An 18666-nucleotide genomic window follows, 5' to 3' on the forward strand; every position below is an offset into this window, starting at 1 on the left:
CAGGGGGCGGGCTGTTTTTTTGCGCTCAAAAAGAGGTGAACGGTCAGATCAGGGCCAGGGCGGCGGCCAGATCGGCAATCAGATCGTCGGCGTCTTCCACCCCGATGCTGAAGCGGATGAGATCGTCGTTGACCCCGGCAGCGAGGCGGCTCGCCTCATCCATAGCGGCGTGGGTGGTGCTGGCCGGATGGCAGGCCAGGCTCTCGAGATCGCCGAGGCTTACCGCCTGCACGAACAGCTGCAGGTTGTCGAGCAGGGTGGCGCAACGGGCAAAGCCGCCTTCAAGTTCAATACTCACCATGCCGCCAAAGCCGCTGGCGAAGGCGCCGAGGGCATCGTGGCCCGGATGGTTGGCCAGCCCCGGGTAGATCACCTTCTTCACCGCCGGGTGGGCGGCCAGGAAGTCGGCCACCTTCTGGGCGTTGTGCAGGTGGGCATCCATGCGCAGGGGCAGGGTCTTGACCCCGCGCTGCAGCAGGTAGGCCTCCTGCGGGCCGATGGGGGAGCCGATGTGCTTGAGGGCCACGGTGCGAATCGACTTCATCAGCGTGTGAGAGCCCGCCACCACCCCGGCGATGATGTCGCCGTGGCCGCCCAGGTACTTGGTGCCGCTGTGCATGACGATGTCGATGCCAAGCTCGAGCGGGCGCAGCAGGTAGGGGGTGAGGAAGGTGTTGTCACACACCGTAATGGCGCGCACCTTGCGGGCCGCTTCCACTACCACCCGCGGATCCACCACCTTGAGGGTGGGGTTGGTCAGGGTTTCGAACAGTACCACCTTGGTGGCGGGGCGGATGTTGGTTAGCAGATCCTGATCGCTCTCGTAGGCGGTGACCTTGATGCCGGCGCGGCTGAAGGTCTGCTTGAGGAAGGCATCGGTACCGCCGTAGAGCGGGCCGATATAGGCCACTTCATCGCCGCTGTCGGCCAGGGCATACATGATGGCGCTCACCGCCGCCATGCCGCTCGCCACCACCAGCGCTTCGTCGGCCCCTTCCAGCGCCGCCAGCTTCTGCTCCAGCTCGGCGGTGGTGGGGTTGCCAAAGCGGCTGTAGATGAAGCCGGGAGCCTGACCGGCGAAGCGCTCCTTGCCCGCCTGGGCGTTGAAGTAGCTGAAGGTGCTGCTCTGGTAGAGCGGGGTGGTGAGGGCACCGGTCTGGGGATCGATCCGCTGGCCGCTGTGCACGCTCATGGTTTTGAATTTCATTGTATTGCTCCGTCATTGCCAGGCTGTGGCCCAACTGCTTGTGTCATCTGAAGAGGCGCCGTGGCGCCCCCCGTCTATTAGGTATGGCAGCGTCAGGCGAGTTGTGGCTCGCGCCGTTCACGCTTTGCCGTCTGCTCGCTGCTGGTCTGCGCATTGGCCGACGCCGGGGCGATGCCATAGTGGCGGGTCGCTACATCCGGGTGGGAGCGCAGCCTCCCTTTGAGCACGTTTTCCCCCACCTGATAAAAGAGCGGGTTGGTCGGGTCGCTCTCGGGCCCTTGTGCCTGCGCGGCCAGCGCGGGGGAGAGGCTGAGCAGCGGCACGGTCGCATCCAGCCGCGCCGCCATGAAGAAGGCGCAGGAGAGGCGCGATACCCCGGGCGGCGGGCTCTGCACCCGGTGCAGGGTGGCCTTGAGGTAGCCGTTGGAGGCGAGCTCCAGCAGCTCGCCGATGTTGACCACCAGGGCGCCCGGCAGGGGCGGCGCCGAGATCCAGCCGTCGGCCGTCTCCACCTCGAGCCCGGAGTGATGGTCCTGCATCACCAGGGTCAGGTAGCCGGGATCCTTGTGGGCGCCCACCCCCTGACCGCTGCCCCCTGCGGCTTGCCCCGGGTAGTGGATCAGCTTCATGTGCTGATGGGGCGCCCCGCGAATGCTCTCGTCAAACACCCCGGCCGGCTGCTCCAGCACCTCGGCGAAGGCGGCCAGCAGGGTGAGGGTGATGGCGCTCAGCCGCTCCTGCCACGCCAGCAGGTGAGATTTCATCTCGGGCAGGGCGGTCGGCCACTGGTTGGGGCCGATGAGCCGCTGCCAGGGATGCTGCAGGCTGGCGGCATCGAGGGCGGCCTCTTCGTTCATGATGTCGAACTGCTCGCGCAGATCCGGCCGCGCTCGGGTGAGCTCGGCCCCCACCTGGTTGTAGCCGCGAAAGTGGGGGGAGTGCACCATCTGCACCGCCAGCTTCTCCTGCTGCGGCAGGGCGAAGAAGCGGGCCGCCAGCGCCAGGGTTTCCTGCTGTTCTTGCTCGCTCAGGCCATGGCCGATCAGATAGAAAAAGCCCACCTCGCGGGCCGCCCGGCCAAGGGTGGCCAGCATCTGGCGACGGGTCTCGGGGGCGCCGTCGAGCGCGGCGAGATCGATGATCGGCAGTGGTGAATGTTCCATGTGCACCTCCTCACTGGCCAGGGGCGGGAGGCTACCCGCACACCTGACATGAAAACGACGACGCCCTGACCGATGAACCGGCCAACGCCCTGTTGCCAGGGATGGCGCCATTTGGATTGAGGGAGATGCTACTGTTCGGAGTTATAAGACGGAAACAACAAATTATTCTTAGTTATATACAAAAATCGAAATAGAATTCGACACCCATCCGGGTGGCTGCCGATTGAGCGGCGATAATGGCAATATACCGGCGCACTTGGCACCCATGTTGGCCTGACCCGGCATATACCGGCTTGAGCGCAATGTGAGCGCGAGTTGGGCAAATAGAGAGGCGAGCATCGCTGGCAGCACAGAGATGCGCAAAATGCAGAGATGCCCAAATACAGAGATGCAAAAAGGGAGGCTGATGCCTCCCTTTGTGTGACGGACGTTGCTGCCCTGTGTGGTGCCTGGCTCAGGCTCAGTAACCCAGGGTGAAGCGCTGGCGCAGGTGGGCCGGTTTTTCCGCTTCGTTGAGCACGCCGTCGGCCAGATCGCCGACCGTAATCCCGGCCGGTTGTTCACCGCTGAACAGCACCTGATCGGCACCGAGCCGGTAGCCACCGCGCTTCTCGCCGGGTTCCAGGAACACGGGCGGGGAGACGAAACGCCAGTCGAGGGTGGTTTCACGGCGCAGGGCGGTGAGGCCGTCGCGGGCGGCCAGGGCCCCCTGTTTCCACTCGGCCGGGAATTCCGGGGTATCTACCAGTTGCACGCCGGGGGCAACTTCCAGACTGCCGGCACCGCCGACCACCAGCAGCCAGCTGTTGGCCGCGACGGCGGCGGCCACGATGGCGCTGGCCCCCTTGAGGTACTGGTCGTAGATGTCCGGGGCACTCCAGCCCGGGTTGTAGGCGCTGATCACCCGATCGTGCCCCTTGAGCACCTTGGCCAGCGCCTGGCTGTCCTGGGCATCTACCGCCACGGCGGTGACCTGCGGGTGGGCTGCAACCTTGCTCACGTCACGCACGATGGCGGTGACGTGATGGCCGCGGCTGACGGCTTCGTTGAGGATGGCTGTACCGACAAAACCGCTGGCACCGATCAGGGCAATTTTCATGGGAGATTCTCCTTCACTGTTGGAATGGGGCTATCCTACGCCCCCGAATGTGATTTAATAATCCGTTGTAAATTGCATTCACTTATAAGCTGGATTTAATAATGGAACAGCTCAAGCGTTACGCCATCTTCGCCGCCGTGGTCGAGGCGGGCAGCATGACCGGCGCCGCCAAGGCCCTCGGCATGACACCCTCCGCCGTCAGTCAGCATATCAGCCAGCTGGAGAGCCTGCTCGGCCTCACCCTGCTGCACCGCTCCACCCGCCGCCTCAACCTGACCGAGGCGGGAGAGGTGGTGTGGCAGGGGTGCCAGTCTCTGCAGCAGACCCTCAACCAGACCGAGCTGCGTCTCTCGGAGGTGCGTGACAGCCTGCTCGGTGAAGTTCGGATCACCGCCCCGGTGGGGATGGCCGGCCAGCCGCTGGCGCGGGCGCTCTCGCCGCTGCTGCAGGCCCACCCCGGCTTGTGCATCCAGATCATCGCCGACGACGAGAAGCGGGATCTCATTGCCGAGCGCATCGACGTGGCGCTGCGGGTCGGCACGCTCTCGGACTCCACTCTGGTGGCGCGCAAGCTGGGCCAGACCCGGATGCTGCTGTGCGCTTCGCCCGCCTATCTGGCGCGCAAGGGCACCCCACGCAGCCCGGAGGCGCTGCTGGATCATGACTGGCTGGCCGCCGATATGCTGAGCGGTGGCCTGACCTTCTTCGACGAGAAGGGGCAGGGGCACAGGGTCAAGCCCAAGCCGCGGGTGGTCTGCAACAACGTGCTGCCGCTGCGCCAGTTCACTCTGGCGGGGCAGGGGGTGTCGCTGCAGCCGGAGGGGGAGATCGCCGACGATCTCGCCTCGGGTCGCCTGCTGGAACTGCTGCCGGGCTTTCGGGTGCCGCCCATGGAGATCCACGCCATCACCCCGCAGCGGGAGATCCCGGAGAAGGTGCGCCGGGTGATCGCCGCCCTGCGCAGTCACTTCGCCGAGCCGGTGGGGGCCGCGGCGACACGTCCGTAGTCCGGGCAAGGAAGAAGGCCGTTCCGGTTGGCCGGAGCAAACAAAGAGCAAACAAGGATCAAACAAAGAGGGCAGCCCGCAGGCTGCCCTCTGTCGATGCAATGCTGGTGAGAACAGGCCCGGCCTCACTTCATGTAAAGGCCGCCGTTGATGGCCAGGGTCTCGCCGGTGATATAGGCACCCGCCTCGCTGGCAAGAAACACCACGGCGGCGGCGATCTCTTCCGGCTTGGCCAGCCGGCGCATGGGGATGTCGGCCTTGATGCTGTCGAGGATGTCGGTGCGGATCGCCTCCACCATGGGGGTGGCGGTGTAGCCGGGGGCGATGGCGTTGACCGTCACCCCGAAGCGGGCTCCTTCCGCCGCCAGCGCCTTGGTGAAGCCCAGCATGCCCGCCTTGGCGGCCGAGTAGTTGACCTGGCCGAACTGCCCCTTCTGGCCATTGACCGAGGAGATGTTGATGATGCGGGCATCGCGCTGCTCGCACATGGCATCGAACAGCGGCTGGGTCACGTTGTAGAGGCTGCACAGGTTGGTGTGGATCACCTCGAACCACTGCTCCGGGGTCATCCGCTTGAAGGCCCCATCCCGGGTGATGCCGGCATTGTTGACCAGCACGTCCACCCGCCCTTCATCCTGCAGCAATCGGCCCAGGGTGTCGCGGCACATGGCGGTGTCGGCCACGTCCAGCGCCAGCAGCCGCACCTGATCCGGCCGAAAACCCTGCTCCCCGTACCAGTCGTGCGCCGCCGCCCCGTTGGGGCTGGAGTGGGTGGCGATGATGCGATACCCCTGGGCCAGCAAGGCGGTGGTGATGGCGGATCCGATGCCGCCACGGGCTCCGGTGATCAAGGCAACTTTCTTCATCTTGGCTCTCCCTGCATAAAAGATTCGAACGAGGACTTTATGGGGTTTTTGAGGTAATTGATATATTTGTTTTCAAACAATCTGACAGGCAAACGCGTCACTTTTGTGACAGTCTGCCAAGCTGGCTTGACGCGCTGGCCTAAGGGGCGGGCAAGGGGCCGAGGTGAGCGCAGCGGCCAGCGCTTGCCGCCAAGGTCGCGGCCATGTTTAATGGGGCCCTTGCGCGCAGCGCCTTGCCGACAGCCCAGATCCGATCTCGTCATGACCATCTTGTCCCCCATTCCGGGCGCCATGCCCCAGCCGCACAGCCAGCTGACCCGCATCGAGCGGGTGCTCGACTACATCCACGCCAACCTGGATCTGCCGCTGGGGCTGGCCGAGCTGGCGGAGCAGAGCTGCTGGTCGCGCTGGCAGCTGCAGCGGGTGTTCCTCCATGAGACGGGGCTGACGGTGGCCCACTATGTGCGCGAGCTCAAGCTGAGCCAGGCGGCAGAGGCGCTGCTGTCTGGTCGCCAGCGGGTGCTGGATCTGGCGCTCTGTTACGGTTTTGGCTCCGAGGTGAGCTTCAGCCGCGCCTTCAAGCAGCAGTTTGGCTGCTCGCCGCTGGCCTATCGCAAGCGGGGCCTGCGGCTGGGGCTGCGTACCCCGCTGGTGCGGGCCGCGCTGCCGCAGCCCATGCCTGCCAGGCTGGTACAGGTGCGGATCGAGAGCCCGCCGGGTTTTATCCTGCAAGGGGTGAAGGGGCAGATCCGCGGGCTGTTTGCCGCCGCTCCCGACTTTCAGCAGACGGTGCCCGCCATCTGGCGCGCCCTGCGCACGGCGGGCGGTTTGCCACCCGGGCAGGAGCGGGTGGGGGTGGTAGATGTTTCTGGTGCCGGCGAGTCGCTCCCCTACTGGGCGGGCAGCGTGATGGAGGAGGGGGCCAGCTTGCCCGCCGGTCTGGCGCGCCTCCCGGTGCCGGCCCAGACCTACGCTGTGCTGAGCCACGTTGGTCCCGTCAGCCAGCTGGGGCAGACCCTCAACTGGTTCATCCAGCACTGGCTGCCGAGCTCCGGCTATCGCGGGCTGGACGGCTTCGAGCTGGAGCGCTACGCCCCCGATTTTGACGGCAACCAGCCGGATGCCCGCATGGAGTACTGGCTGCCCGTCGCCCCTCTCTGACAGGACTATTCCCTTGCCCGGCGGATGCCGGGCGCTGCTATCCCTCTTTCCTTTTTGCTGCGCCAGGCTTTGCTATCCATTCGACATCGCCTGCGTTGCTGTCGTCAGTTTAGGTTGCCGGATGGGGCCAGAGTGGCCGCATTTTCTCCCTCTTTCGCGCCAACATGCCCCAAATTGTTAATTCAAGGGCAAAATGACCCAATAAAATGCAAATGAGATTTGTTACTATTCACTCATTGCATTCGAGGATCAGATGTACGCCACTCACCCCCCTTTGACCCTGGTCGCCGCGACTATCTCCGCCCTGTTGGCTGGCCCTGTGCAGGCAGCCGCCACCGAGCGCCCGACACAGACGCTGGCCGACGAGACCCTGACCGTGCTCGGCGAGACCTATCGCAACACCGCGACCAAGACCCGGCTCGACCCCCTGGAGACGCCCCAGGCCATTTCGGTGGTGGAGGGGGAGACCCTGGAACAGCGCGGCGTCAGCTCGGTGAGCGAGGCGCTGCGCTACGTGCCAGGCGTCAACACCGAGCTGCGGGGCGGGGCGGTCAACCGGCTGGATCTGTTCAACATCCGCGGTTTTGACAACTACCAGAACTTCTACGACGGTCTGCTGCTGCAGTACAACGACTGGAACCTGCAGCCCCAGATCGATCCGGTGGCCATCGAGCAGCTGGAAGTGTTCAAGGGGCCCACCTCCGTGCTCTACGGCAGCATGCCCCCCGGCGGCATGGTCAACCTCATCGCCAAGCGCCCCCAGCGGGAGAGCAGGCACAGCGTCAGCGTGGCGAGCGGGACAGGCACCCTCAAGGAGCTGACCCTCGACAGCACCGGTGCCCTCAACGACCAGTTTGCCTATCGGCTGGTGGGGCTGGCCCGCCAGAAAGAGGGCCAGGCGGTGACCTCAGAGGAGGAGCGCTACGTGCTGGCGCCCTCTCTCGACTGGCAGTTGAGTGAGCGCACCCTGCTGAACCTCAACCTCTATTACCAGAAAGACCCGCAAGCCGGCATCTACACCACGGTACCGGCCAGCGGCTCGGTCAAATCCAACCCGCTGGGCCAGCTTGGCAGCGACACCTTCCTTGGCGATGAAAACTGGAACCACTACAGCCGGGAGGTGACCCTGCTCGGCTACAAGCTGAGCCACGACTTCAACGCCAACTGGCAGCTGCTGCAAAACGCCCGCTACATGGATGCCTCGGCCAACCAGCAGAACACCTACAACGCGGCGCTGGCGGCCGATAACCGCACCCTGGCCCGCAACGCCTACCTGACCGATGAAGAGTCTCGCGGCTTTGTCATCGACAACCAACTGGCGGGCAAGGTGCAGACCGGCAAGGCCCAGCACAACCTGCTGCTCGGGGTCGATTACCAGTATCTGGATGCGCGCATTCTCTACCGGGATACCCTCGACTACTCTGCCCCGGCCATCGACATCTTCAACCCGAACCACCAGCAGATAGTGCCGGCAGACCTGGCCTTCAACTATCAGGACAACCGAACCATCCGCCAGTACCAGAGCGGCCTCTACCTGCAGGATCAGGTGCGCCTCGATCGGCTGGTGGCCATCGGCGGCGCCCGCTACGACCGCTACCGGATGGACACCGACAGCCAGACCCTCTATCAGGGGGCGGCGAGCAACAGCCTGGCCCAGATTGATCAGGACAACCTCTCGCTGCGCCTCGGCGCCCTCTACGAGCTGGATCACGGTCTCTCACCCTATGTGAGCTATGCCGAGAGTTTCGAACCGGTGGCGGGGGCGGACAAGCAGGGCCAGGCGTTCAAACCGGCTACCGGCCGGCAGTGGGAGGGGGGGCTCAAGTTCCTCTCCGAGGACATGAGCAAGACCTTTACCGCTTCGGTCTTCCACATCACCAAGCAAAATGCCCTGGTGACGGATCCGGACAATGTCTACGGGCCCAAGCTGCAGACCGGCGAGATGGTCTCCAAGGGGGTCGAGCTGGAGGGGCGCGTCGATCTCACCAGCCGCTGGGATCTGGCGCTGAGCTATACCCGTCAGGATATGGAGATCACCCGCGACACCACCAGCCTGCAGGGCAAGACCCCGGTCTGGGTGCCCAAGCAAATGGCTTCGCTGTGGAGCAACTACCTGCCGGCCGGTCCGCTGGCAGGGGCGCGCCTGGGGGCCGGCCTGCGCTACGTGGGGGAGGCCCAGCTTGATGCCGCCAACACCGACACAGTGCCGGATTACCTGCTGATGGACATGGCTGCCTCCTACGATCTGGCTCAGCTCAGCCAGCGTCTGCAAGGGGTGGAGGTGTCACTCAGTGCCAGCAATCTGTTCAACAAGACCTACTACTCCTGCTACGACCAGAACAACTGCTGGTTCGGCGCCGAGCGCAGCGTGGAGGCGCGACTCAAATACGTATTCTGACCCTGCGTCCCGGGCCGCGCCCGGGACTCTCTCACCCCATGAGCGGCGCCGGCCGTCGTGCTCGCACCCCGGGGGCGCGGCGCGAGCCGGATCTGCAGGCGCTGGCGGATCACGGTGCCCTGTTCGCGGCCGCCGCCGGGCTTATCCCGTCCCTCAAGGGTCGGCTGGTGGCCGCCGGCGAGGCTGCGGCGCTGTTGACGGCGACCAAACAGGCCACGCCGGCCGAGGTGGCGGCCGCGCTGCACGAGTATTGGCGGCTGGCCCATCCGGAGGCGGGTCCCGCCTACTGGCTCACCCGCAGCTGGGGCATGCTCTGCTGGCAGTCCATCTATCTGGCCATGGTGGCCGTCTATCGGCTGCGGGCCGTGCCAGCGCTGGAGAGGCTGGGGCAGGGCTATCAGGATGGGCTGGTATCCGGTTTTACCCTGCCGGCCGAACCCATGATCAAGGGAGAGTTTGAGGTGTTGATCAAGACGGCGGGCGAGCGGCTGCAGGCCCATTGGCAGGCGCTGTTCGCACAACTCGGGCAGGTGCAGCGGCTGCGGCCGGGCTTCGTGCTGCCGCTCTTGGCGGACGATCTGCTGGCGGCGCTGGTGCGGGTGCCCGCGTTCTTTGACGAGATAAGCCCCGCCGAGGTGGCGGCCCATGCGCCGCACTGGCTTGCCGCCTGCGGCCTGCCGGCAGAGCATCTGGCGGGCTGGCAGCCGGCGCCCTGGCCGCCAGCGGCCGGCTTGGTCGGTTATGTGCGCCAGCGCTGCTGCCTGCACTACAAGCGCCGCGATGGTGAGCTGTGTGCCAACTGCCCGCGGCGGCAGGGGGCGGCGAGCTGTGAAGAGGGGGCTTGAACAGAGAAACCCTGTGTGATGACAAGCCGCCTTAAGGCGGCTTTTTACTGCGCCTTTACGTCGCCCATCTTGCTGCGAATGCGCTCAAACAGGCTCTGCAAACAGGCTTGATCCCGGTCGGCGGCGCGCACTGCGCCATACATATGACGGCGGACTCCGCCCCCCAGCGGCCTAGCTTCAAGCAACCCCTGCCGCACAAACTCCTCGCAGGCCCAGCGCGGCAGGGCGGCGACGCCAAGACCGGCAGCGGCCATTTGCAGCATCACGGAGGTGTTGTCCACCGGCTTGCAGCGGGCGGGCTCGATGCCGGCCGGCTGCAGGAAGCGGCTGAACACGTCCATCCGCCCCCGCTCCACCGGGTAGACCAGCAGCACCTCGGGACGCAGATCCTCAGGCTTGATGGTCTGCTGCCCACAGAGGGGGTGGTCTGGCGCCATCACCAGCACCAGCTCGAAGGCGAACAGCGGCTCGAAGTGGAGATCGCCGCGCGCCTGCACGTCCGAGGTGAGCAGCAAGTCGAGCTGGCCGCCGAGCAGGGCGCTGATGGAATCAAAGCCCGGCACCGACTCCACCTCCAGATCCACCCCCGGCCACAGGCGGCGAAAATCGGGCAACAGCGGCAGCAGCCACTGGATGCAACTGTGGCAATCGAGCGCCAGGTGAAGGCGACCGGCGTCGCCGCTGTGCAGGGCCTGCAGCTGTTTCTCGGTCTGCGCCAGCGCCGGCAGCACCTGGCGGGCCAGCCCCAGCAGTTGGTTGCCGGCCGCGGTCAGCACCAGGGGGCGGCTCTTGCGCAGATAGAGCTCCAGGTTGAGGCGGGTCTCCAGCTCCTTGAGCTGGTGGGAGAGGGCGGACTGGGTGAGGTTGAGGGTCAGCGCCGCCCCGGCCAGCGAGCCCTGCTCGGCCAGCGCGCTCACCGTTTTCAGGTGCTTGATGTCGATCCCCGGGTTGCTTGACACCGCCATGGTATCCCTCCTTGTTGTGCCTGGGCGGCGGCTTGTTGCCCGCCTTGAGAATTTCTTGAGAGCCAGTTGAAAAGGATTCAATAGCCAACGCCACCTTATCTTGTCATTTTGGATGTGTAAACATCTGGATGGCTAAATCATCCAGTTCACCATCAGATGAATGAGCATAAGGAATGGAACCTATGACCTGCGCACACACCCTGGGCTTTCCCCGTATCGGCGCCAAGCGCGAGCTGAAATTTGCCCTCGAATCCTACTGGCGCGGCGAAACCAGCCAGGCCGAACTCATCGCCACCGGCAAGAGCCTGCGTGAGCGTCACTGGCAGGCCCAGCAACAGGCCGGTGTGACCCTGCTGCCGGTGGGTGACTTCGCCTGGTACGATCAGGTGCTCGGCACCAGCCTGCTGGTGGATGCCATCCCCGCCCGCCACCGTCATGGCGACACCGATCTCGATACCCTGTTCCGGGTCGCCCGTGGCCGTGCGCCGACCGGCCCGGCTGCGGCCGCCGCCGAGATGACCAAGTGGTTCAACACCAACTACCACTACCTGGTGCCCGAGTTCAGCCGTGACCAGCGCTTCAAACTGGGCTGGAGCCAGCTGTTTGACGAAGTCGAAGAGGCCAAGGCGCTGGGGCTGCCGGTCAAGGCGGTGCTGCTGGGGCCCGTCTCCTACCTCTGGCTTGGCAAGGAGAAAGAGAGCGGCTTCTCCCGCCTCGATCTGCTCGATCGCCTGCTCATCGTCTATCAGGAGATCCTGGCGAAACTGGCCGCCCAGGGGGTAGAGTGGGTGCAGATCGACGAGCCGGCGCTGGCGCTGGACTTGCCGGACGAGTGGCGCCTCGCCTATCTCAACGCTTACGAGCGTCTGGCCGGCCCCTGCAAGCTGCTGCTCACCACCTATTTCGGCTCTGTTGCCCATCAGCGCGACATCATCACCAGCCTGAAGGTGGATGGCCTGCACCTGGATCTGGTGGCGGCGCCCGAGCAGCTGGAGACCCTGGTCCCGCACCTGCCGGCCCAGTGGGTCATCTCGGCCGGGGTCATCAACGGTCGCAACGTCTGGCGTGCCAACCTGGCCAAGCTGGTACCGACCCTGAAAGCACTGAAGGCCAGGCTCGGCGAGCGGCTCTGGGTGGCCTCCTCCTGCTCCTTGCTGCACAGCCCGGTGGACTTGACCCTCGAATTGGAACTGGATGCCCAGACCCGCAGCTGGTTCGCCTTCGCCCTGCAAAAATGCTACGAGCTGGGGCTGCTGGCTGACCATCTCAATGGCGGGGAGCTGGACAAGATCACTGCCTACAGCCAGCCCATCGTGGATCGGGAGTCCGACAGCCGGGTCCACAAGAAGGCGGTGCAGTCACGGCTCGCCAGCCTCACCAACAGCGATTTCGATCGCCACAGCGCCTACCCGGTACGGGCCGATTCACAGCGCTCGGATCTCAAGCTGCCGCTGTTGCCGACCACCACCATCGGCTCCTTCCCGCAGACCTCGGAAATTCGGGTACTGCGCCAGGATTGGCGCGCCGGTCGCATCGATGACAGTGCTTACGAGGCGGGCATTCAGGCCCAGATCAAGGATGCCATCCTGCGCCAGGAGGCCATCGGGCTGGACGTGCTGGTGCACGGCGAGGCCGAGCGCAACGACATGGTGGAGTATTTCGGTGAGCTGCTGGATGGCTTTGCCATCACCCGCTTCGGCTGGGTACAGAGCTATGGCTCGCGCTGCGTCAAGCCGCCGGTGATCACCCGTGACATCGACCGACCGACCCCCATGACCCTTGAGTGGACGAAGTTTGCCCAGAGCCTGACCGACAAGCCGGTCAAGGGCATGCTGACCGGCCCGGTGACCATCCTCTGCTGGTCCTTCCCGCGCGAAGACGTGAGCCGCGAGCAGTCCGCCCTGCAGATTGGTCTGGCTATTCGCGACGAGGTGGCAGATCTCGAAGCCGCCGGCATCAAGATCATCCAGATCGACGAGCCGGCGATCCGTGAAGGTCTGCCCCTGCGCAAGCAGGATCACCAGGCTTATCTCGACTGGGCGGTGCGGGCCTTCCGTCTGAGCGCAAGCCCGGTGGCGGACAGCACCCAGATCCACACCCACATGTGTTACAGCGACTTCAACCTCATCATCGAGGCGGTGGCGGCGCTGGATGCGGACGTGATCACCATCGAGACCAGCCGCAGCCAGATGCAGCTGCTCGAAGCGTTCGAGCGCTTCAACTACCCCAACGAAATCGGCCCGGGCGTCTACGACATCCACTCGCCGAACGTGCCGAGCCAGAGCTGGATTGAAGGCCTGCTGCGCAAGGCGGCCAAGCAGATCCCGGCCGAGCGGCTGTGGGTCAACCCGGATTGCGGCCTCAAGACCCGCGGCTGGGAAGAGACCGAGGCGGCCCTCAAGGTGATGGTCGATGCCACCAAGGCGCTGCGTGCCGAGCTGGCCTGAAGAACATCAGCAAGCAACAAGAGAGTACGGGCATAACGAACGAGGGAAGGCGCAAGCCTTCCCTCTTTTTTTGTTGGTTGACGCCCCTCAGAGGGTGACGACAAAGGCGCCGCTGGCAAGCCCCGGGCTCGGGACGGGTGAGGGGGCGCTCGGCAACTGCTGCGGTTGGGGTTCCTTGGCAAGCGCCTCGGCCAGCCAGTGGTGATCGAGGGGGATGGCATTGCGATCACCGATCACCAGATTGAGGTGCTGAGCGCCGAGGCAGCCATAGCGGGCGGGATCGGTCTGGGTAAAGAGGCCGAGACAGGGTACGCCGCTGGCGGCAGCCAGGTGCAGCGGCCCGGTGTCGCCGCTGACAAAGAGGGAGAGGCCGCCGGCAAAGCGGGCCAGCTCGCTCAGGCTGGAGAGGGAGACTTGCACGTCCCCGAGCCGGGGCTGGGGATCGACGGGATCCTCGAGCTGGATCAGCAGGGCGCTGGGGTAGTGGCGGCGCAGATCCCCGAGCAGTCGTTGCCACTGGGGCAGAGAGAGCCCCTTGCCCTTGCGGGCCCCGGTGAAAAAGCCGATGAGCGGCCGCGCCGGGTAGTCGTGCCTGAGTGCCACCAGCCGTGGGCTGGCGCTGTGCAGCAAGCTGCCGAGCTCAATCTGATCGGCGAGATGGCCGTGCATGCCGAGCAGTTGCAGCGGCTGGTGGGCGTAATGGCAGTGCTGGTTGGGAGTGAGGGGCTGGGGGAACAGGGCATCGCCCTTGGCATCGTCAAAGCCCAGCTTCTCGCGCGCCTTCACCCAGCCAGCGATCAGGTGATCGGTGCTGGAGGCAAAGGGCACGTAGACCCGATCGTAGTGCTGACGGCGCAGCCGCCACAGCACCGACAGGGAGGCCAGCAGCCGCTTGCCCTGCAGCTTGACCGGATGAATGCGCTGCAACTGCAGATCGGCCAGAAAGGGGAGCAGCTGGCCGCCGCTGCACACCAGCTCTATCTCGGCGTGGGGGTGGGCGCTGCGCACCTTTTGCAAGAAGGGCAGCAAAAACAGATTGTTGCCGATGCGGCAGGTACTGCGAATGACCAGGATCCGCCTGGGGGGTTGGCTACTCGCCGGCAGTCGGCCTTGACGCGCGAGCCAGGCGAGGGCGGCCCGCTCCAGCCCGGCGGTCCAGCAGCGGCGCTGGCCGTCGAAGCGGCGAAGGGCATCTCTGATGGTGCTCATAAGTAGTGGCTCCGTGCATGAAGATGAGCTCAAGATGACACTGCGATTCTTAAGGACGTGTTAAGAGAAGAGGGAAAGAGGGTCGTCAGCAGCTTTTTTGTAAGAATTTGTTGCTGCATCACAGTTTGGTGACGAGCGCGGGGAGCAGAGGGATGATGGTGTGACTCCCATGAGGCCGCGCGTCACCAAATAAGAGGGGTTTGGCTGCATCTGGCGGTGGTATTGGGCGAGGGGATGCCGTTAAAATTGCGCATTTGAAATAAATGTTATCCGCACAGGAGCCCCATGCAGTTCAGGGATTTTTTTCCGGTATCCACCAATACCAGTATCAAAGAGAGTTGTTACGGCGCCCTGGGCGCCTTCGTCGGGCTGCTGGGTACCGCCCTCTTGTGTCGGTGGGGGCTGGGGCTTGAGGTCCATTGGCTGATCGCCCCCATGGGGGCTTCCGCCGTGCTGCTGTTTGCCGCGCCTGCCAGCCCGCTGGCCCAGCCCTGGTCCATCGTGGTGGGCAACGGGGTCTCGGCGCTGATGGGGGTGCTGAGTGCCAGCCTGGTGGCAGATCCGGCGCTGGCTGCGGCCCTTGCCGTGATGCTGGCCATCGCCGCCATGTTTCTCACCCGCAGCCTGCATCCGCCCGGCGGCGCCGTGGCCTTGACCGCAGTCATCGGCGGCGAGGGGATCCGCCAGCTCGGGGCCGGCTATGTGCTGCTGCCGGTGCTGCTCAATTCGCTCTTGTTGCTGCTACTGGCGCTCTGCTACAACCGACTGCTGGGGCGCCGTTACCCCAACAGCGGTCAGGCCCAGCCCAATCGCCACCAGACCGCCGATCCCCAGCCGAGCGAGCGGGTGGCGACCCAGGCGGCGGACATCGACTTTGCGCTGGAAAAACACGGTGAGCTGCTCGACATCAGCCGCCAGGATCTGCAGGCGCTGCTGCAGGAGGCCCAGCTGCACGCGCTGCGGGCCAGGGTGGGCACGGTGCGGGTGCAGGAGGTGATGTCGCGGGATTTGATCCTGATAGAGGCGCAGCAGCCGGCCATGGCGGCCTGGCAACTGCTCTCCCACCATCAGGTCAAGGCGCTGCCGGTGGTGGACGAGGCCGGCCGGCTGATCGGTATCATCACCCTGCACGACCTGATGATCGACCGGGCGCTGCAACAGCCGCGAGGCGCCGCGGACCTGGCCGAGCTGCGGGTCGCGGATCTGATGACCCGCAACGTGTCGACCGCCCGCCGCTATCAGCCGCTCTACGATCTGGTGGGCGCCTTCTCCGATGGCGGCCTGCACCACATGCCGGTGGTGGATGGCGAGCAGCTGGTGGGGATCCTGACCCAGTCGGACATGGTGGCAGCGCTGTTCAACCTGGCGCTGCATCCGGCGCAGGGCGAAACCGGCGAGCCGGTCAGTCCATAAAAAAGGCCCCTCGCGGGGCCTTTTTGTTGTCAGCGGCTTGGCTCAGGGGGTCGGGTAGATGGTGTTGCCCTGAAACACGGTCTGCTCGACCTGGGTGTCGGCAATTTGCTCCGGCGTGCCGGCCTCGACCAGGGCGAACAGATCCCGGTCGAGCACGATGAAGTCGGCGGATTTGCCCGCCTCGATGGAGCCGGTGATCTCCCCCTGGCGCACCGCCCTGGCGCCGTTGATGGTGTATGCGGCCAGCATCTCGGCCAGCGAGATGCGCTGGCTGGCGCGAAATGCATCGTCGCTGCCGGCCGCCCGCACGATGCCGGCGGCCATGTTTTCAAACGGGCGGGGATCCCGGCTGTCTACTGGCGCGTCGCTGCCCGCCACCAGGATGGCACCCGCCTTGCGGCTGCTCTCGACCGGATAGAGGGCCTGCTGCAGATAGCCCAGCGGATCGTAGAGCGCCTCGCTCAGGGACTGGCCGGCCCTGGTTGGCTGGATGAAGGGGGTGACCAGCATGTCGTAGGCGAGCTGGGGCGTGGTCCAGGCGTAGGTGAAGGTGAGGTAGAGCCCGAGCTCGCCGAGGCGGCGCTGATCGTCCGGGTGCACCACCTGCAGGTGGGCCAGGGTGTGGGGGATGCCCCGGTCGCCGTTGCTGGCGCGGGCGGCAGCCAGCGCATCGAGCCCGACCCGGGTGCTGCGATCACCGATGCTGTGCATGTGGATGCCAAAACCCGCCCCGTCCAGCGCGGTGACGTAGCGTTTCAGATCCGCCTCCCGGTAGTTGACGATGCCGTTGCTGCCGGCGTCTTCGCTGTCGGCGGTGATGGTGACCCGGCCGCTGTCCGGATCCAGCGCCAGATGGGGGTTCTGGTAGTTCTCCAGCATGCCGGCGTTGGGCAGGAATGGCGGTGCGGTGAAGGGATCCCCCTCCAGCACTCCGTCGAGGAAGATCTTGACCGCATCGGCCTTGATCAGCGGGTTGCCGGCAAAGGCGCTTCTGACCCGAGTGGCCTTGGCCAGGTGCCCCTCGATGTCCAGTTTGCCGCTGTAGTCATCCTCGTGAAAGCAGGTGGCGGCGGTGATGCGCATCTGCAGCAGCCCCCGTGCCTGCATGCTGAGCAGGCGCTGGCGGATGAAGTCGGTGGCGCAGGCGTCCTGCACGCCGGTGATGCCGCGCGAGGCCATCAGGGTGGCGATGGCCGGCAGGATCTGCTCGTACTGGGCGGCGGCCCGCTCGTCGCTGGCGCTCAGCACCCCGCTGTCCGGCACCGGAATGGCGCTGCGGGCCCCCTCCCGGATGACGCCGCTGGTCAAGTCCACATAGGGGATGAACCGCTCGAACACCCCGCCCGGCGCCAATGTGGCGGGGTTGAAGCCCACCTGATTGCCATCCTGATCTTCGGCGCTGGCCAGTGCCTGCGAGTTGTAGGCACTGGCGTGACCGTCCGCCCCGAGCAGCACCACCGGATTGTCCGGTGCCACGGCATCCAGAGCGGCCAGCAGGGTGGCATGGCTGGCGGTCGGGGTATTGCCATCATAAGGGGACCACTGATTGACCACCAGCCACTCGCCCGGCTGCCCGGCGTAGCGGGGCAGGCATGCCTTGACCTTGGCAGCCAGCTGATCGAGATCGACGGCCTGGCCATCCAGATCGCACATGGGCAGAGCCACGGTGCCGAGCAGGTGGATGTGGTTGTCGTGCAGCCCCGGCAGCACCATGCGCCCCTGCAGATCCACCTGGCGGGTGGCGTTGGTCATGAAAGATTCGGCCCCCTGGCGCGAGCCGACGCAGCGGAACTTGCCATCCTCGACCACCATGGCCTCGGCCAGGCTGCGCTGGCCGTCCTGGGTGTAAATCTTGCCGTTGAAGTAGAGGGTGCTGGTCGGTTCCTGCGAGCGGTAGTCCTGCTGGCAGCCGCCTAGCAGGATCGTCATCAGCAGGGCGACAAGCCCCCGGCGGTGGTTGTGTTGTTTGCCATCCATTGCGTGCTCTCCTTGTATGATTGCAGTGATTACTGCAAATATGAGCACAGTTGTTTATTGCAGCTGCGCCGAAAAATGCCAGTGATTGCTGCACTTTTTTTGACTTGTGTTGAGTCTGTCTCATCATGTAGTGATGAGACTCGGTGACCATGGAGGGAGAGACGCAATGGCGGAACACGCATTGCCAGAGGGGCTCTGCATGCGGCGTCAGCCGCGGCAGCAGCGCAGTCAGGAGGTGGCGACCCGCATCGAGCAGGCCACCCTGGCGCTGCTGCGGGAGCAGGGGTTTGCGGCGCTCAACACCAATGCCATCGCCGCCCGCGCCGGGGTGGGCATCAAGTCGCTCTATCACCTCTATCCCAACAAGGAGGCGATCATCTGCCGGCTGGCTATGGACTGGCTGGCGGCGGTGTGCGAGGCGCAGGCAGAGATCCGCCAGCAGGCCGACGACTGGCCGCAGACCCTGGCCATGCTGGATCAGGCGCTGGACGCGCTGGATGAGCGCTTCGTCGGCTACGGGGCCCTGTGGCAGGCGATGGATCTCATCCCGGCCCTGCACGGGCTCGAGCAGGAGCACGAGCGCGGCCAGCTGGCATTCTGGCACGAGCGGCTGCGCTATTTTGGCTGCCGCTGGCCCGACCCCGAGCTCACCACCCTGATCCGCTACTTCTACCGGACGGCGGATGTGGTCAAGCAGTGCGCCAAGGAGCAGGGGCGCCTGGGAGATCCCATCTGGCTGCTCCATCGCCACTGGCTGCAGCAACTGGTGGCGAGCGCCATTGCCGAGCCGGATCCCGCCCGGGTGTGGCAGGCGCAGCCCGCCCTGATGCCTGGCGATGCGGCGGCAGAGGCTGAATAAATCGCACTGGGGTCAAAACGAACTGCGGTCAAAACAAGAGGGAGTGCCAG

Annotated in this window: 14 protein-coding genes; 7 read left to right on the plus strand and 7 right to left on the minus strand. The window is 65.4% G+C overall.

Annotated features, from left to right (window positions below; translation table 11 throughout):
* Positions 1 to 43: 43 nt before the first annotated feature.
* The 3 genes from AHA_RS09830 to AHA_RS09840 all read right to left on the minus strand — a co-directional run bounded on the left by AHA_RS09830 (position 44) and on the right by AHA_RS09840 (position 3469).
* Positions 44 to 1207: a trans-sulfuration enzyme family protein gene (locus tag AHA_RS09830; protein WP_011705817.1), complete on the minus strand. Its 1164-nt coding sequence runs from the start codon at positions 1205 to 1207 to the stop codon at positions 44 to 46.
* A 92-nt stretch (positions 1208 to 1299) separates the two neighbouring features.
* Positions 1300 to 2370 (minus strand): isopenicillin N synthase family dioxygenase, encoded by a 1071-nt coding sequence (locus AHA_RS09835; protein ID WP_011705818.1) that lies wholly within the window; start codon positions 2368 to 2370, stop codon positions 1300 to 1302.
* A gap of 460 nt (positions 2371 to 2830) precedes the next feature.
* Positions 2831 to 3469: an NAD(P)-dependent oxidoreductase gene (locus AHA_RS09840; protein WP_011705819.1), complete on the minus strand. Its 639-nt coding sequence runs from the start codon at positions 3467 to 3469 to the stop codon at positions 2831 to 2833.
* Positions 3470 to 3570: 101 nt separating this feature from the next.
* On the opposite strand from AHA_RS09840, the gene AHA_RS09845 reads away from it, so the two are divergent.
* Entirely contained in the window at positions 3571 to 4476 is a 906-nt protein-coding gene (locus tag AHA_RS09845; protein WP_011705820.1) for a LysR family transcriptional regulator, read from the plus strand.
* Between the two features lie 125 nt (positions 4477 to 4601).
* Here AHA_RS09845 and AHA_RS09850 read toward each other — a convergent pair whose 3' ends face one another.
* Entirely contained in the window at positions 4602 to 5342 is a 741-nt protein-coding gene (locus AHA_RS09850) for an SDR family oxidoreductase (RefSeq protein WP_011705821.1), read from the minus strand.
* 183 nt (positions 5343 to 5525) lie between these two features.
* On the opposite strand from AHA_RS09850, the gene AHA_RS09855 reads away from it, so the two are divergent.
* From AHA_RS09855 to AHA_RS09865, 3 genes are all read left to right on the plus strand, one after another.
* A complete protein-coding gene (locus tag AHA_RS09855) occupies positions 5526 to 6503 on the plus strand; it encodes an AraC family transcriptional regulator (RefSeq protein ID WP_011705822.1) in 978 nt (325 codons plus the stop codon).
* Between the two features lie 253 nt (positions 6504 to 6756).
* A complete protein-coding gene (locus AHA_RS09860) occupies positions 6757 to 8901 on the plus strand; it encodes a TonB-dependent siderophore receptor (RefSeq protein ID WP_011705823.1) in 2145 nt (714 codons plus the stop codon).
* 38 nt (positions 8902 to 8939) lie between these two features.
* On the plus strand, positions 8940 to 9746 hold the full coding sequence (locus AHA_RS09865; RefSeq protein ID WP_011705824.1) for a siderophore ferric iron reductase: 807 nt from the start codon (positions 8940 to 8942) through the stop codon (positions 9744 to 9746).
* Positions 9747 to 9790: 44 nt separating this feature from the next.
* Here AHA_RS09865 and AHA_RS09870 read toward each other — a convergent pair whose 3' ends face one another.
* Positions 9791 to 10711, minus strand: coding sequence for a LysR substrate-binding domain-containing protein (locus AHA_RS09870; RefSeq protein ID WP_011705825.1), 921 nt, complete (start codon positions 10709 to 10711; stop codon positions 9791 to 9793).
* Between the two features lie 182 nt (positions 10712 to 10893).
* On the opposite strand from AHA_RS09870, the gene metE reads away from it, so the two are divergent.
* Complete coding sequence (gene metE / locus AHA_RS09875) at positions 10894 to 13158, plus strand: 5-methyltetrahydropteroyltriglutamate--homocysteine S-methyltransferase (protein ID WP_164927611.1); 2265 nt, start codon at positions 10894 to 10896, stop codon at positions 13156 to 13158.
* Positions 13159 to 13245: 87 nt separating this feature from the next.
* On the opposite strand, the gene AHA_RS09880 is transcribed toward metE, so the two are convergent.
* Positions 13246 to 14367 (minus strand): glycosyltransferase family 9 protein, encoded by a 1122-nt coding sequence (locus AHA_RS09880; RefSeq protein ID WP_011705827.1) that lies wholly within the window; start codon positions 14365 to 14367, stop codon positions 13246 to 13248.
* 285 nt (positions 14368 to 14652) lie between these two features.
* On the opposite strand from AHA_RS09880, the gene AHA_RS09885 reads away from it, so the two are divergent.
* Positions 14653 to 15780, plus strand: coding sequence for an HPP family protein (locus tag AHA_RS09885; protein WP_011705828.1), 1128 nt, complete (start codon positions 14653 to 14655; stop codon positions 15778 to 15780).
* 42 nt (positions 15781 to 15822) lie between these two features.
* Here the strand turns inward: AHA_RS09885 and AHA_RS09890 are convergent, their stop codons facing one another.
* On the minus strand, positions 15823 to 17757 hold the full coding sequence (locus tag AHA_RS09890; RefSeq protein ID WP_011705829.1) for an amidohydrolase: 1935 nt from the start codon (positions 17755 to 17757) through the stop codon (positions 15823 to 15825).
* Between the two features lie 166 nt (positions 17758 to 17923).
* Here AHA_RS09890 and AHA_RS09895 point away from each other — a divergent pair, with 166 nt between their 5' ends.
* The gene (locus AHA_RS09895; RefSeq protein ID WP_164927612.1) at positions 17924 to 18616 is read left to right on the plus strand and encodes a TetR/AcrR family transcriptional regulator; all 693 of its coding nucleotides are present in this window, start codon (positions 17924 to 17926) and stop codon (positions 18614 to 18616) included.
* Positions 18617 to 18666 lie beyond the last annotated feature (50 nt).

This window comes from Aeromonas hydrophila subsp. hydrophila ATCC 7966, from assembly GCF_000014805.1.
GTDB classification, from domain to species: Bacteria; Pseudomonadota; Gammaproteobacteria; order Enterobacterales; family Aeromonadaceae; genus Aeromonas; species Aeromonas hydrophila.